This is a genomic window from Paenibacillus shenyangensis, assembly GCF_000346635.1.
GTDB lineage: Bacteria > Bacillota > Bacilli > Paenibacillales > Paenibacillaceae > Saccharibacillus > Saccharibacillus dauci.
Genome location: NZ_AOIG01000005.1, coordinates 26307 through 41011 on the forward strand (window position 1 = coordinate 26307; position 14705 = coordinate 41011).

Annotated in this window: 15 protein-coding genes and 1 riboswitch; of the genes, 9 read left to right on the top strand and 6 right to left on the bottom strand. The window is 48.4% G+C overall.

What is annotated here, in order from left to right; translation table 11 throughout:
- Positions 1–121: 121 nt before the first annotated feature.
- From H065_RS0103215 to H065_RS28435, 4 genes are all read left to right on the top strand, one after another.
- Positions 122–1183, top strand: coding sequence for a Gfo/Idh/MocA family protein (locus H065_RS0103215; RefSeq protein ID WP_017811575.1), 1062 nt, complete (start codon positions 122–124; stop codon positions 1181–1183).
- The gene (locus tag H065_RS0103220; protein ID WP_017811576.1) at positions 1180–2037 is read left to right on the top strand and encodes a sugar phosphate isomerase/epimerase family protein; all 858 of its coding nucleotides are present in this window, start codon (positions 1180–1182) and stop codon (positions 2035–2037) included. The genes H065_RS0103215 and H065_RS0103220 overlap by 4 nt, the downstream gene beginning before the upstream one ends.
- A gap of 104 nt (positions 2038–2141) precedes the next feature.
- A complete protein-coding gene (locus H065_RS0103225; protein ID WP_017811577.1) occupies positions 2142–3014 on the top strand; it encodes a sugar phosphate isomerase/epimerase family protein in 873 nt (290 codons plus the stop codon).
- A gap of 20 nt (positions 3015–3034) precedes the next feature.
- Complete coding sequence (locus H065_RS28435) at positions 3035–3160, top strand: hypothetical protein (RefSeq protein ID WP_274517926.1); 126 nt, start codon at positions 3035–3037, stop codon at positions 3158–3160.
- Positions 3161–3272: 112 nt separating this feature from the next.
- Here the strand turns inward: H065_RS28435 and H065_RS0103235 are convergent, their stop codons facing one another.
- Both H065_RS0103235 and H065_RS0103240 read right to left on the bottom strand, forming a co-directional pair.
- Positions 3273–3914 (bottom strand): LysE/ArgO family amino acid transporter, encoded by a 642-nt coding sequence (locus H065_RS0103235; RefSeq protein WP_017811579.1) that lies wholly within the window; start codon positions 3912–3914, stop codon positions 3273–3275.
- Positions 3915–4034: 120 nt separating this feature from the next.
- The gene (locus tag H065_RS0103240) at positions 4035–5399 is read right to left on the bottom strand and encodes an alpha-L-fucosidase (protein WP_017811580.1); all 1365 of its coding nucleotides are present in this window, start codon (positions 5397–5399) and stop codon (positions 4035–4037) included.
- 409 nt (positions 5400–5808) lie between these two features.
- On the opposite strand from H065_RS0103240, the gene H065_RS0103245 reads away from it, so the two are divergent.
- On the top strand, positions 5809–6462 hold the full coding sequence (locus tag H065_RS0103245; protein WP_017811581.1) for a class D sortase: 654 nt from the start codon (positions 5809–5811) through the stop codon (positions 6460–6462).
- Positions 6463–6627: 165 nt separating this feature from the next.
- A riboswitch (cyclic di-GMP riboswitch) is annotated at positions 6628–6710 on the top strand.
- A gap of 139 nt (positions 6711–6849) precedes the next feature.
- Positions 6850–7653: a transglutaminase-like domain-containing protein gene (locus H065_RS0103250; RefSeq protein ID WP_017811582.1), complete on the top strand. Its 804-nt coding sequence runs from the start codon at positions 6850–6852 to the stop codon at positions 7651–7653.
- Between the two features lie 66 nt (positions 7654–7719).
- Here H065_RS0103250 and H065_RS28110 read toward each other — a convergent pair whose 3' ends face one another.
- From H065_RS28110 to fdhF, 4 genes are all read right to left on the bottom strand, one after another.
- Positions 7720–7875, bottom strand: a complete 156-nt coding sequence (locus tag H065_RS28110; RefSeq protein WP_238557869.1) for a hypothetical protein — start codon at positions 7873–7875, stop codon at positions 7720–7722.
- Between the two features lie 40 nt (positions 7876–7915).
- Positions 7916–8512: a methylated-DNA--[protein]-cysteine S-methyltransferase gene (locus H065_RS0103255; RefSeq protein ID WP_017811583.1), complete on the bottom strand. Its 597-nt coding sequence runs from the start codon at positions 8510–8512 to the stop codon at positions 7916–7918.
- A 356-nt stretch (positions 8513–8868) separates the two neighbouring features.
- On the bottom strand, positions 8869–9444 hold the full coding sequence (locus H065_RS0103260) for a helical membrane plugin domain-containing protein (RefSeq protein ID WP_017811584.1): 576 nt from the start codon (positions 9442–9444) through the stop codon (positions 8869–8871).
- On the bottom strand, positions 9428–12412 hold the full coding sequence (gene fdhF, locus H065_RS0103265; protein WP_017811585.1) for a formate dehydrogenase subunit alpha: 2985 nt from the start codon (positions 12410–12412) through the stop codon (positions 9428–9430). The genes H065_RS0103260 and fdhF overlap by 17 nt, the downstream gene beginning before the upstream one ends.
- A 334-nt stretch (positions 12413–12746) precedes the next feature.
- On the opposite strand from fdhF, the gene H065_RS0103270 reads away from it, so the two are divergent.
- From H065_RS0103270 to H065_RS27285, 3 genes are all read left to right on the top strand, one after another.
- Positions 12747–13427, top strand: coding sequence for a futalosine hydrolase (locus H065_RS0103270; protein ID WP_017811586.1), 681 nt, complete (start codon positions 12747–12749; stop codon positions 13425–13427).
- Between the two features lies 1 nt (position 13428).
- Entirely contained in the window at positions 13429–14265 is an 837-nt protein-coding gene (locus H065_RS0103275; protein ID WP_017811587.1) for a 1,4-dihydroxy-6-naphtoate synthase, read from the top strand.
- A gap of 276 nt (positions 14266–14541) precedes the next feature.
- A complete protein-coding gene (locus tag H065_RS27285) occupies positions 14542–14700 on the top strand; it encodes a DUF1540 domain-containing protein (protein WP_017811588.1) in 159 nt (52 codons plus the stop codon).
- The last annotated feature ends 5 nt before the right edge of the window (positions 14701–14705 follow it).

Here is a 14705-nt window from a genome sequence, read left to right on the forward strand (position 1 = left end):
TAAAAATCAGGGATAGCACAATTGTGCAAATAAACCGCAAATCCATTCATGACCCTGCCCGCAGTCCGATTATATAATCGGTTCAATCTACATATTCCGCTGAATGGGAGAGAATCTGCATATGAAAACAACGATTGGTATTGGAGTCATTGGAACCGGCAACATCTCGGAGTATCATCTGAAGCCTTATGCCAAGCATGAGGGCGTCAGCATCCTGGGTATCTGCGACAAAAATGAAGAACGTGCCAAAACCGTCGCTTCCAAATATGAAGGTGCACGCGCATATAGCGATTACAATGAACTGCTCGCCGATCCGGAGATTGATGCCGTCAGCATCTGTACCTGGAACAATACCCATGCCGAGATCAGCATCGCCGCTCTGCGCGCAGGCAAGCATGTACTCGTCGAAAAACCGCTCTGTCGTACGATGGAAGAAGCTCATCAGATCGAAGCAGCTGTACGTGAATCCGGCAAGCTGTTGATGGTAGGATTCGTACGTCGTTATGATGACAATGCACAGATGCTCAAGCATTTCAGCGATCAGGGAGATTTTGGAAATATTTATTATGCCAAAGCTTCATATATCCGCCGCTTCGGTAATCCTGGCGGCTGGTTCAGCGATATTGAACGCTCCGGCGGCGGTCCGGTAATCGATATCGGCGTCCATGTCATTGATCTGTGCTGGTATCTGATGGGGCGTCCCGAACCGGTCTCGGTCAGCGGTAATACGTATTATGAGCTTGGCAATCGTGCCCATATTCAACATTTGTCTCATTACAAGGCTTCTGATTATGACGCTACCAAGAATGATGTGGAAGATATGGCGAATGTCATGATCCGTTTCAAAAATGGCGCGTCACTCATGGTAGACGTCAGCTTCAGTCTTCATGCCAAGGAAAATGAAGGCATGATCCGCATGTATGGCAGCAAGGGCGGATTCGAGGTCGATCCTGCAGTATCCATCACGACTGAAAAGTACAATACCGTGCTGAATATCCAGCCGCAGACCGATCATCCGGGCTTCCATTTTGAAGGAGCGTTCGAGAATGAGATTGGTCACTTTATCGAATGTGTACGCACCGGTAGCCAGCCGATCAGCCCGGTCGAAGATGGCGTCCAGATGATGCGGATGCTGACGGCTATTTATGAATCGGCACGTCTGCGCCGGGAGGTGATCCTGTGAAGCTGGGACTTAGCACGTATAGCCTGCACGGCTCCCTCAGCTCCGGTACGATGACCGTACTGGATGTAATTGATTATACGGCAGAGCTGGGTGGGCAGCATGTAGAGATCGTGCCGCTCAGCTATAGTCTGTCCGAGAATCCGGAACTGACGATGCAGATCGTTGAGCGCGCCCGTCAGCAGGGGATTGAGCTGTCCAACTATGCAATCGGTGCCAATTTTCTGACTGATGATCCTGATGCCTATGAACGCGAGATTGAACGGGTCATTAGCGAAGTGGATATCGCCGCCAGACTGGGCGTGAAGCTGATGCGTCATGATGTAGCGTCCTCGCCGGATGTGTCGATTGCTAATTTTAACCGCCATCTAGGTCGGCTGGCGGATGCCTGCCGCCGGGTCGCTGATCATGCTGCCAATTACGGGATAACCACCAGTGTGGAGAATCACGGCTTTCTGATCCAGCATGCCGATCGGGTACAGGCTCTGATCCAGGCTGTAGATCGCCCCAATTATAAAACAACGCTGGATGTGGGTAATTTTGTATGTGCAGATGAGAATCCGGTAGCTGCCGTACAGAAAAATCTGCCGTTTGCATCCATGGTGCATATCAAGGACTTTTATATGCGTCCTTCCCATCGCAATCCCGGTGCAGGCTGGTTCACCAGTACAAGCGGCGTCTATCTGCGCGGTGCCATTATCGGACAGGGAGATCTGGATACGTGGAAGATTCTGCATACGATCAAGGCTTCCGGGTACGACGGATATATTTCGGTTGAATTCGAAGGCATGGAAGACGGCATGACCGGTTCGAGGATCGGTATGGAAAATGTACAGCGAATCTGGGACGAAGTCTAAGCGATACAAGCTGGATATCGCCTCATACTGGACAGTCTGCCGTGAGTACCTGTTTACCGGCAGACTCGTCTTTCTTTTACCAAAACTGTGAAGGAAGTGATTCCATGGCAACAGAACTTGGCAAAATCGGCGTGATTGCAGACGCATTCAAACTGGAACTTCGCGAGAATCTGCTCAAAGCAAAAGAAGTTGGTGCAGACGGTGTACAGATCTGGGCTACCGAAGGCGTGATGGACCCGGATAATCTGGGCATCGACCGCCGCCTGGATCTCAAAGAGTATCTGGATGGACTGGGGCTGGAAGTATCGGCGCTGTGTGCAGACTTTGGCGGCAACGGCTTCCATAGCGCACAGGATAATATCTGGAAAATCGAAAAGTCCAAAAAAATTCTCACACTCGCTCTGGAACTGGGTACGCCTATTGTAACGACTCATATCGGAATCGTACCTGAGGATACCAATGCGCCTGAATATGCCATTATGCAAAAAGCCTGTAACGAGCTAGCCGAATTCGCTTCTTCGATGGGTGGTTACTTTGCGATCGAGACAGGTCCCGAACCGGCTGCCCGGCTCAAGCAGTTCCTCGATTCCCTGGACAGCAAAGGCGTAGCCGTAAACTTTGACCCGGCCAATATGGTTATGGTCACCGGAGACGATCCGGTGCAGGGTGTATACACGCTCAAAGATTACATCGTGCATACCCATGTCAAAGACGGCATTCGTAACCGCGAGGTCAATCCGCATGATGTGTACGGTAATCTGAGCCATGAACAGATCGCGGCGTTCGAGGATGGCAGTATTGGCTTCCAGGAAGTCGCACTCGGCGAAGGACAGGTCGATTTCAAAGCCTATTTCGCAGCGCTGCAGGATATTGGCTACACCGGCTACCTGACAATCGAGCGCGAAGTCGGTCAACAGCCTGAACAGGATATCCGGCGGGCCGTCGAGTTTATCCAGGGATTCAAAGCCACTGTCTAGAAATTGACAGGGATACCATAATGGGAAGACACAGCATACAGCGCGAGCAGTGGGTAGCCAGCATCCTGCTGCTCGCGCTGTATACTGTCGTGCATTTCCCCTATGCGGAGGATGAAAACTGTATGGATGATGCACACTCGGCATAGATAGATCCCCCTTCATTCATGTATAAAATATGTACAAAAAAAGCTGATTTCATCCACTGTCTGACAGCGATGAAATCAGCTTTTTAAGTTAACGATAGCCTTGATCGGTACTCTATCTTACTAACGATATTAACAAATAAAGAGCGATCACCCAGATCATCAGCGCCGAACAACGGTTCAGCCAGTAGAACCAGCGTCCGCTGCGATCAAATACTCCCACCGCCATCCCTGCTGCAGCCAACACTGCAAACCAGAGCCAGGAAACGATAATACAAGTCCACATAAACGCCAGCTTTTGCTGACCTTCATACTGAAGCGAACTTGTTCCTATGACGCCGACCGTATCCAGAATAGCATGCGGATTGAGCAGCGATACCGACAGCGCGAATAGTATCTGTTTGCGCGCGGGGAGAGCTGCCGTTTTGTTTGGCTGCTCTTCTCCGTCTACTACCGCGGCTGTCCGGACAGTCTCGGCACTTTTCCACGTCACATATCCCATGTAAAGCAGAAACAGCACTCCCGCCAGCATCAGTGCCGTTTTGACCCATGGTAGTCCCAGCACTAGGACCGATACTCCGCCGATAGCCAGACTGATCAGTAGCGTATCACATAATCCAGCGGTGATTACTACGGGCAACACTTTCCACCATCTGCGCTGTACCATTCCCTGCTGAAAAATAAACACATTCTGGACACCCAGCGGCAGAATCAATCCCAGCGCCAATATAAAAGCATGCAGTATAACACCAGCCATTTGTATCTCCCCCTTGTTCACCAATACCAGTGTAGCGCGGGATCAACAAACTGCATACAGCAATAATGTTTCTTTTATTTTTCTAATAATCTTATAAAATGAAACTCCATTTGCTCTTGCTTATCTCTTCTCTCCATCAACATACACCGATGATCCTCTTGTTCTCGCCCAGTCCGCAATCCGCGATGGATCGCCTTGCCATAATCGCTGCTTGCCCCATATATTACTCTCCGGCACACCATCACACTCCACTCGTATGACGGGAAAAAGAGCTGTCGGACGCTCTTTGGGAAGTCCTTTGATCCATACTACCTGATCCTGCTGTTCAAATTCCAGCTCATGTCCGGTCGTGAGTAGTGTCACCCGTTTTACTCGCGATACCAGGTCGGCAAGGCGTATTTCCGGCTTCCCATCCCAAAAGCGAATAATCAAATACAGATGGTTCCCACTAATGGTCTGTCTTCCCCGTGTAATAAACTCGGTCAGATCACCACCATCCGATTTGTATATCGCTTCACCATGCACTTCCAGCCACGCCCCAATCTCTAGCGCTCGCTGTACAAATTCCGGCGGCAGCTGGCCGTCCGGCTGGGGACCAACATTGAGCAGCAGATTACCGCCTTTCTCTGCACATTCGCATAGCATATCCAGCAGCATATCTGCAGAACGCCAGCGTTCTCCGGCAGCATATCCCCATAGACGCCAGGTAGTGACCTGGTTGGACTCCCATAACCGGTTCGGATCAGGCACAATCTGATGTTCCGGCGTACCAAAGTCACCCAGCACTTCCGAATCACCAGCGCCGGCGCCACCATCTGCGTAAGTACGCGTTCCATCCGACGGACCCAGCCGATTATTCACCAGTATACCGGGCTGCAGCTCTTTCATTCGGCGTACCAGTTCTACACTACCCAGCTCCTCTGCTGTTCGCGGCCATACCCCATCGAAGAAGAAGTGATCAATCTGTCCATACCGGGTCAGCAGTTCCTCGACCTGATTATGCATATATTCCTTCATCGCCTGCCAACCATCCGGGTCTTTCTCCGGTCCGTCAAAAAAAGCTGGAATCCGCCAGTCCATCCACGAATAATACAGTCCAATATGCAATCCCTCTGCCCGGAATGCCTCGACAAATTCACGTACCAGATCACGCCCGCATGCCTGAGCAGCAGTAGAATAGTCTGTGTACTGTGAATCCCATAGACAGAATCCGTCATGGTGGCGCGTTGTCAGACATGCATATTTCATTCCTGCTTTGCGGGCTGTCTGTGCCCATAACGGAGCGTTGAAATGCTCCGGATTCCAGCTGCACGCCTGCCGGGCATATTCCTGATGATCCAGATGTTCTCGGAACAGAACCTGTTCCCCGCGTCCATACTGTGCATAAGGTCCAAAATGAATAAACAATCCATACCGACTATCCGTGAACCATTTTGCAGACTCCGACCCAGTGTGCCTGCTGTTGTTATCCTGTCCCGTATTCATACACCCATCTCCATTTCACTTATACGATTTAGATTGGTTTTGTATCTACGCTGACTGAATGTATGTAGATTTTCTTGGTGTGCTTATTTTGCCTTTATGACTTTTTTTATTACTTATAAGCCCAATTCATCTAAACATCATAATGTTATTATCTATTTGCATTATATCATTGTTATTATGCTTATCGAGTTAAAATATCGAATTTCACAAATAGATTTCCAAACTCTCAAGACAGCAGAAGTTCTTAAATCCATCAGATTAAAATACCCATATATTGTATATTAAATTACAGTATATGGGTATTAATATATATATCGAATTTATCCTTTTTATATCCTGCCTATAGTGTTATTCTTAAAATTAACTGTGTAATTTCGACAAATCCAAAGGCAGGAGGATGAATATAGATATGAAAAAATGGGCGTACATGCTAATCGTTGCAGGCATCCTGGTGATGATCTATCCTCAGGCAAATGAATGGTATGACGATTGGCAGCAGGAGCGTCTTCTGAGTCAAGCGGAGCAGACAGCCGCCGTTTCTCATCAGAATACGACAAAAAATTTAAAAAATAGCTATTCGGAGGTAAATGCTCTACTAAATGAAGGAGCTGCTGCCGATAATATAAATAGTAAGACAGAACTACCAGCAAGCGGTGAGATTCTGGGAGTGATTCATATCCCGGTAATCGATGTGGAACTTCCGATCGTAGAAGGTGCCACTCGTGAAAATATGCGCAGCGCTGCTGTTCATATTTCCGAGACTGACCAGCTGGGACAGAAAGGCAACTTCGCTGTTGCTGCGCATCGCGCTCATAAAACCGGTCGTTTATTCAATCGTCTGGGTGAAGTTAAAGTCGGTGACTCGATCCAAATCGAATCTGCCGGTCAACAATACAATTATCAGGTCGATCGCATCCGAATTGTAGAACCCACTGAAGTATCTGTACTCGATAGCGATCATCAGTCGGAAGAATTGACACTCGTGACCTGCGACCCACTAATCAATCCAACCCACCGTCTTATAGTACATGCGGTACGCGTCTATGATCCTATAAATGAATAGCAAATTATTCATTTCGCGTACATTCCTGTTTGACGCTTTTAGTCGAATTATCGCTGTGGTACTATAAGATTATAACTAACCAGTAACTTATTATTTACCCATAAATCACACCAATATGTATATCTTGCATATTGTTGCTATGTAACTTGCTTATTAAGAGCTTTTACACGATAACGGCAAACCTGTCTAAAGATAGGGACGCAAAGCTAAAGGGCCTTACCCTCCGGGGTTGGCAGCCAGCTACCGAACGGAAAGGCTCTTTTTATATGAATGGATTGTAAAATATTACACTTTATAGAATATAATGGTTTAGTCAAACGACGGATAACAGTGAGTTAATGTGATCCTTCATTGATCGACTAAGCCCCTTTGAAAGGATTTGTCGTCATGAAGAAACTTTTGCTAACTTGCTTGACAACTATTTCGCTGCTTGCAGCAGCTCCATTATCTGTATTCGCAGCCGAAGATTCTAGCTGGCTGGACAGCTCCACTGCCAATCAGGGTTATGTCGCTGTTCACTATGAAGCTCCTTCCAATACACGTACCAAAGTTATGATTACTAAGAATGATACCAGTTATACGTACAATCTTTCTTCTTCCCATACTGATACTTCGTTGCCATTGCAGCTGGGAAGTGGTACGTATCAGGTAAGCGTTCTGGAAAATACATCCGGCAACAACTATAAAAAAGTATATTCCGATTCGCTGCAGGTACAATTGAGCAATGAGAACAGTGTATATCTGGCCTCCACTCAAAATATCGATTGGAAAAACAGTCCTGCTGTTACTTCACTCGCAGCCAAGCTAACCCAAAATGCTACAAACGATCAGCAAAAAGCACAGGCAATCTACGATTATATTACAAGCAGCATCAAATACGATTATCAGCTCGCTAGCGCATTACCAACCGTCTATGTACCTGATCCGCAGCAGACACTGTCTTCCCGTAAAGGCATCTGCTATGATTATGCTTCTCTGAATGCAGCGATGCTGCGTAGCCAGGGTATTCCTGCCAAGCTGGTAATGGGAACTACATCAGCTGTTAAAGAATATCATGCCTGGAATGAAGTTTATCTGAACGGTAAATGGGTCACTGTGGATGCTACTGTAGATGCATCGCTTCAACAAAAGGGCAAAAGTATCCCCTTTGCCAAAGACGCTACACAGTACCAAGCAGCCAAAGTATATTAATATCGTTACTGAAGGTTTCATCTTCTCCTAAACGTTGCACTCCTTATTCACAGCTTTTATCGAAGGTTAATTAGGCTTGATAAATAATAAACAAACTTCATATAACATTGAATTTAAGAAAATAAAAACCCCTTTGCCTACCATCGGCAAAGGGGTTTTTGTATTGTTACCCATGTATACATCACCCAGATACTTTATTGATATGATATATACTTTATTCATAATAAGTCGATTTAAACATCTGATCCATGCCTGCTTCTTCTTATATAGAAGAAAGAGGGGTTGTTATACCGGCAGTAGGGTTAGATGGTACAGTTCCTTTACCGATATTTGGAGAGCTCCCAGCCGACTGCTCCAGCTGCAGAAGTGCCTGCTTCATCGGCATACCTCCCCGGTATCCTGTCAAATTGCCATTTTTACCGATAACCCGATGACACGGAATCGTGATCAAGACAGGATTGGCCCCAATTGCCGCGCCTACCGCTCTCACTGCATCGGGTCTGCCAGCCATTTCGGCAACTGCCGAGTACGTTAGAGTCTGACCATATGGTATACGGCTTAGTGCTTCCCATACTGCCAGCTGAAAAGGGGTTCCCCTTAGATCATGCTTTACGTTATCCAGTGCATCTGCTGCTCCATGCAGATACTGGATTATAAGTGCTGCATAGCCTTCCATCTGCTGCCCATCTTCCACCAATACGTATCCCGGAAAACGGCTGCTCGCCCACAATACCAGGTCTTCCAGCGGCTGATCCGGTGAACTGACATAACATAACCCGTCTACTGTCGCAGCGATATAGAGATGCCACTGTTTATCATTTAACCACTTGTAGTACAAAATGGGCTGATCTGCTGACATATCGTAGGCCTCCTTTTGTCAAATTACATATACTCTACTTTATGCGGATTATTGCCGTTTTGTGCTGTAGCTTATTTCTCGTTTATTGCTTTTATCTATCTATCTTTCTGGTTCGTATGTTCCGACTGCATTTGATGATCTTCTGCTTCAGTTATATCACGATCTGATGTTCAAAATATTGCGCTTCTATTCCAGCTTCTATTCCAGCTTGTACTTCATCCTGCTATTTTCCCGGAATCCACTTCCCTTTCGGAACATACCAAAATGCAGCTCCTTGTGTCATCCCGGAGCTGCATTTGATATCCGTCCTTTTTCTGTTATGCCCTCTATGCTGGTTTGCTTTTACCTGTATCGCGTTATACTTCCTTGTGTGTTTCACTTTCTTTGCGCTGCGGATCAGCAAAAGAATCGGATGGATCGGGTTTTGGTTTGTTCAGCTCGCCGCCCATCGACTTGAGAAACTGGAGTCCAAAAGCCATCGTCGTACGCACATCCGGATCGCGCATCGTTTTGAGCAGATGCAGCATTCCCGGCGGTTCCTGATCCCGTGAATCTCCATGCTTCGAGTTCGCAGGGTCCATTTCACCGAGATGGCTTAACCCGCTTCCCAGTGCATTCAGCAGTCGATCCATTTCCAGCGGATCAATCTTGCCGACCATTTGACTCAGGGTAAAGGCATTGCGGATCAGCGGCGGAATATTCAGGGAGTTGATTAGATTGACTCCATGTACGCCTACTTCTGTCCGGTTCTTGAGCAGGGCACCGGCAATATCGAGCATGCCGGCGTTATCCAGTTCTTTGATAATATCCAGCGTTTTGAGAATGGCTTCCTTATTATCGCTGAGTGCCTTGATAATCTGGGTGAGGGATTCAGCCTGTATTTCCGCTTCTGTCGGTTCGTGGCGTTCAATCCGGTTAATGGCTCTGGCCATACTGGGCACGCTCCTTCCGAATGGTATCTGCTATCGGCTCATAATCCTGACGCTTCCACTTGTCCTCTACCCGAACGCTGATCTGCGGACGACGCTTGGCAAACCGGTGGTTAACCTGCGGCAATGGCGATACACCGCGATCTTCAAGTACTTCCATCCGTACACTGATTTCCTTGTAACTCGGCGTATGCGTAATTTTGTCCGTATGACTGCTGGTCAGACGATTGATCGCTTCACTTGCATTCTGGGTATTCATCGGCAGATATAGCTCTTTGCCTTTAACCCGATCGGTAACAACGACCGACAGCTTGGCCTGACCATATGGAGATACGAGCCGCACTTTGGCACCTGTCTCCATGCCTCGCTCGGCAGCCAGCTCCGGCGAGACTTCCAGCCATGTAGATGGTACTTTGTGGCGGATATTCTGGGATTGATACGTCATATTGCCTTCATGGAAATGCTCCAGCAGTCGGCCATTATTCAGATGAAGATCATATTCTGCTTCCGGCTCGTATGGCAGTGTCCAGCTGACCGGGAATAGACGTGCCTTGCCGCTTGGGAAAGCAAATTTCTCGGTATACAGTAGTTCTGTACTGCTTCCATCCGGTTCTACCGGCCAAACCTGACTATTCCATCCTTCCAGGCGATCATAGCTGACCCCCGCGAACAATGGAGCAAGGCTTGCTGCTTCCGCCATAATTTCACCGGGGTGGGTATAATTCCAGCCAGCTCCCAGAGCATTGGCTACATCCTGGATAATTCTCCAGTCCGGTCTGGATTCACCCATTGGCTCGAACACTTGATGGAAACGCTGAATCCGGCGCTCGGTATTCGTGAAGGTGCCGTCTTTTTCCAGACTTGGTGAAGCAGGCAGAACCACATCTGCGAACTGTGCTGTCCGGGAGAAGAATATATCCTGCACCACGAAAAATTCCAGCTTGCCGAACATTTCTTCCACAAAGTTGGAGTTGGAATCGACAAATGCCATTTCCTCTCCAAACAGATACATCGCTTTGAGTGTACCTTCTTCGATCGCATCGACCATTTCATGATTATCCAGTCCCGGCTCTACCGGCAGCTCCACGCCCCATGCCTGCTCATAACGGGAACGTACCGCATCGTCAGTCACTTTCTCATATCCGGGGAAATAGCTCGGCATCGTACCAAAATCACAGGCGCCCTGCACATTGTTATGACCACGCAGCGGATACGCTCCTGTACCCGGGCGACCAAAGTTGCCGGTAGCAAGCAGCAGATTACAGATCGCTGTCGATGTATCTGTACCACCGCGATGCTGAGTAACCCCCATCGCCCACAGGATACATACAGAACCGGACTCATGGATCATCTCTGCTGTACGAATCAGCTGCTCACGGGTCAGACCGGATACCTGTTCTGCATAATCCAGTGTGTATGGAGCGAGTGACTCACGATATTCCTCATACCCTTCAACACGGTTGTTCAGGAAATCTGCCGCTTCCCAGCCCTGATCGATAATGTATTTCGTCACCGCAGAGAGCCAGACCAGATCGGAACCTGGTTTGGGATGCAAATGCATATCTGCACGTTCCGCCATTTCATTTTTGCGAATATCCGATACGATCAGCTTCTGACCATTCAGCTTATGCGCACGCTTCACCCGGGTAGCGAGTACCGGATGGGATTCTGCCGGATTGGCACCGACAATGATGACCAGCTCTGATTGCTGGATATCGACCATCGTACCACTATCCCCGCCCATGCCAACCGTACGCATCAGACCGGATGTAGCAGGCGACTGACAGTAACGAGAGCAGTTATCGACATTATTAGTACCCATAATCGAACGGGCAAATTTCTGGAAAATGTAGTTCTCTTCATTGGAACATTTGGAAGACGCGATATAAGCGATCGAATCGGAGCCATGCTGCGCCTTGATACCGCCCAGCTTCTCGGCAATCAGTGCCAGCGCTTCATTCCATGTGGATTCCACGAACCGGTCACCCTGACGGATCAATGGGCGGGTCAGTCGTTCTTCACTGTTAACAAAGTCCCAGCCCCATTTGCCCTTGATACAGGTAGATACCCCATTCACTGGCGCATCTATTGAAGGCTCGATTTTGAGAATATGACGGTCTTTGGTCCATACTTCAAAGCTGCAGCCCACACCGCAGTACGTACATACCGTCTTGGTCTTCTCGATACGGGAATTGCGCATCGATGCTTCGATCTCGGAAATCTGGAAAATGCCCGAATAACCGGGCTCTACCGCTTTGGTCAGATCAATCAGCGGTTCCATCAGCTTGTTATCGATATTGGTCATGAATCCGGCTTCCCCGAGCATGGAAGATTCCATCAGTGCATTACACGGACAGACCGTAACGCAGTGTCCACAGGAGACACAGGAAGATTGGTCGATCGGTACATCATCATCCCAGACGACGCGCGGCTGTTCCCGGCTCCAGTCAATAGACAGCGTCTCATTGACTTGCAGATCCTGGCAGGCTTCTACACAGCGGCCGCACAGAATACATTGGTCCGGATCATAGCGATAAAACGGATTAGTGTTGTCGATCTCATAGGGTTTGTTCCGGAAAGGATAGGTCTGATGCTCGATACCCAGCTTTTCCGTGGTGTTATGTACCACGCAATTACCGTTATTGTTATCGCAGACCGTGCAGTAGAGTTCATGATTGCGGAGAATTCGGGACATGGATTCCTGCTGTGCATCCTTGACCAGCGGGCTCTGGGTTGATATACGCATTCCCGGTGTAATCACGGTACTGCAGGAGCGTATCAACTCACCGTCCACTTCGACCATACAGGTATCACAGGTATTGATCGGACCGAGCTGTTCGTTATAGCAGATCTGCGGAATATACAGATCAGGCGCCGTATTAACCGCCTGAACGATCGTCATACCTGGCTGTGCCACAACCGACTGTCCATCGACATGAATCACAATATTCTGCTGATCATCCATCTTCATGATGCCACTTCACCTCTGTCTGAGTAATTGGATATTTTGAAACCTATTACCCGTTTATGGTAAAAGTATGCAGCCTGTTCGTGCCTTACTGCTTATTTCGGAGCTTTATTCCACGAAGCCGTCACATATATGTAATTATTGAGTATATTATGTAAGAAAATATATATTAATTAGCAGCAGGAACTTCTGTCATACGGCTGGAACGATCCTGCTTATTTCTTTTCGCGCCAGTATTCTGTTAGCTTCATTTCCTTTACAATCTGCTATAACAGGAGTAACGTTAGAAGATAAGCTTGTCCAAGAAAGCTGGCATGGTTGAAGGAGGTACGCTGATATGGAGGCTTCACGCCTTGACAATACATTATCTAATCGAATACTTATTATGACAGCGGTCGAAGCTGAACGCGAAGCGGTACAGAGAGGACTCAGCGATAAGGATAAACTACGGTACGATGTTCAGCTCGCTGGCGTAGGACCTGCTTCGGCAGCAGCACGTACAGCGCTGCTGCTGGCACGAGGGTCATATGATCTGGTCATTAGTGCAGGGATCGGCGGCGGGTTCGAGCCTCATGCTGCTCCCGGCTCTATTGTGCTGTCCAATCGGATTATCGCTGCCGATCTGGGTTCGGGAACCCCGGAGCACGGATTTATTTCCGTGGATGAACTGGGATTTGGCTCATCCGTTATTCTGCCAGACACTACCCATCTGGATCGTCTGGCGACTGTGATGCGTGATGCAGGGCTTATGGTACATACCGGACCTGTGCTCACTGTATCCACGACGACCGGATCGGCAGAGACCACAGCCGCACTGATCCAGCGTATTCCTAATGCTTTGGCAGAAGGCATGGAAGGATTCGGTGTAGCCGAAGCGGCGCGACTGATGGATGTACCTGTGCTGGAGATCCGGGCGATTTCCAATAAGGTCGGCCCACGCGACCGTGGCAGCTGGCGTATTCCCGAAGCCCTGCAGTCTTTGACACTGGCAAGTTCCCTATTACCGGAGGTGCTTTAATATGAATATAGCTTTTTCCCCTTGTCCCAATGATACATTCGTGTTCCATGCCTGGGTGCATGGCCTGATTCCAGGCGCACCCGAGCTGGAAGTTACTTATGCAGATATCGATATCACCAACAACTGGGCTGCCGAAGGCGAAGGCCCCGAAGTACTCAAAATCTCCTATGCTGCTCTGCCGTGGGTACTGGAAGATTATGCACTAATCCCTTGTGGTGGCGCACTCGGACGCGGCTGTGGCCCACTCGTATTGACTGCCAATCCCGAGGCGACCGATGCTTCTGCACTCGCTGGCAAAAAGGTGGCGGTACCGAGCGAACGTTCTACTGCTTATCTGCTGTTCCGTCTATGGGCTGCCCAGAACGTACCTGGCGGTATTGGCGAAGTAGTCGTTATGCCTTTTGACCAGATTATGCCTGCTGTACGTGATGGACAGATCGATGCAGGTCTTGTTATTCATGAAGCCCGCTTCACCTATCAGAATTACGGTCTGACCCTGCTGCAGGATATGGGCAGCTGGTGGGAAGAAGATACCGGATTGCCGATTCCGCTGGGTGCGATTATCGCCCGCCGTTCACTGGATATTGCCCAGATTACCGAATGGGCACGGTCCTCGGTCGAATATGCCTGGGAACATCCCGAAGCTTCCCGCGATTATGTGATGGAGCATGCACAGGAGATGGATGCCAGCGTAGCTGATTCCCATATCAATCTGTATGTTAATGAATTCACCCGCAATCTGGGTGAAGACGGCTACGGTGCGATCGAAGCACTGCTTGGCCGGGCAGCCCGTGAAGGGCTGGTACCCGAGTTCGATCTCAGCCTGTTACGCAAATAACTATTACAAACAAGTCAATAAAAACCGTGATTAATGAAGCAAAACAAAACCCCCTGCTCTCCACAATGGAGAAACAGGGGGTTTTTTACGATATATTACGATTATTTGGGTCATACGCCCGTTTATCGGGGAATAAAGGAACAAAAGCATTTGCCAAATTCGGTATACGTCCTGTATACTGGGAGTGTTACTACAAAAAGTAACAACGACAAACAGCCTCTTTTGCCGAAGAGACTGTAAAACGCTGTATATTATGAGCACAGGAGGTGAATCATCATGGCTCAAGACGTATTGTGTGAAGTAAGTGCATGCACTCACTGGGCGGAACAAAACAAATGTACCGCTGACACTATTTTTGTAGTTAGTCACGCTGCTGCAAAAGAGCAAACTGCTGAAATTCAAGAAACAGATTGCCAAACGTTTGAAAAGAAATAATACTT

Excerpts from the sequence above, each read along its gene's own strand:
- H065_RS0103240 (WP_017811580.1), bottom strand. The coding sequence starts at position 5,399 with ATGAATACGGGACAGGATAACAACAGCAGGCACACTGGGTCGGAGTCT.
- H065_RS0103255 (WP_017811583.1), bottom strand. The coding sequence starts at position 8,512 with ATGTCAGCAGATCAGCCCATTTTGTACTACAAGTGGTTAAATGATAAA.
- H065_RS0103260 (WP_017811584.1), bottom strand. The coding sequence starts at position 9,444 with ATGGCCAGAGCCATTAACCGGATTGAACGCCACGAACCGACAGAAGCG.
- H065_RS0103250 (WP_017811582.1), top strand. The coding sequence starts at position 6,850 with ATGAAGAAACTTTTGCTAACTTGCTTGACAACTATTTCGCTGCTTGCA.
- H065_RS0103225 (WP_017811577.1), top strand. The coding sequence starts at position 2,142 with ATGGCAACAGAACTTGGCAAAATCGGCGTGATTGCAGACGCATTCAAA.
- H065_RS27285 (WP_017811588.1), top strand. The coding sequence starts at position 14,542 with ATGGCTCAAGACGTATTGTGTGAAGTAAGTGCATGCACTCACTGGGCG.
- H065_RS28110 (WP_238557869.1), bottom strand. The coding sequence starts at position 7,875 with ATGAATAAAGTATATATCATATCAATAAAGTATCTGGGTGATGTATAC.
- H065_RS0103235 (WP_017811579.1), bottom strand. The coding sequence starts at position 3,914 with ATGGCTGGTGTTATACTGCATGCTTTTATATTGGCGCTGGGATTGATT.
- fdhF (WP_017811585.1), bottom strand. The coding sequence starts at position 12,412 with ATGAAGATGGATGATCAGCAGAATATTGTGATTCATGTCGATGGACAG.
- H065_RS0103215 (WP_017811575.1), top strand. The coding sequence starts at position 122 with ATGAAAACAACGATTGGTATTGGAGTCATTGGAACCGGCAACATCTCG.
- H065_RS0103270 (WP_017811586.1), top strand. The coding sequence starts at position 12,747 with ATGGAGGCTTCACGCCTTGACAATACATTATCTAATCGAATACTTATT.
- H065_RS0103275 (WP_017811587.1), top strand. The coding sequence starts at position 13,429 with ATGAATATAGCTTTTTCCCCTTGTCCCAATGATACATTCGTGTTCCAT.
- H065_RS0103245 (WP_017811581.1), top strand. The coding sequence starts at position 5,809 with ATGAAAAAATGGGCGTACATGCTAATCGTTGCAGGCATCCTGGTGATG.
- H065_RS28435 (WP_274517926.1), top strand. The coding sequence starts at position 3,035 with ATGGGAAGACACAGCATACAGCGCGAGCAGTGGGTAGCCAGCATCCTG.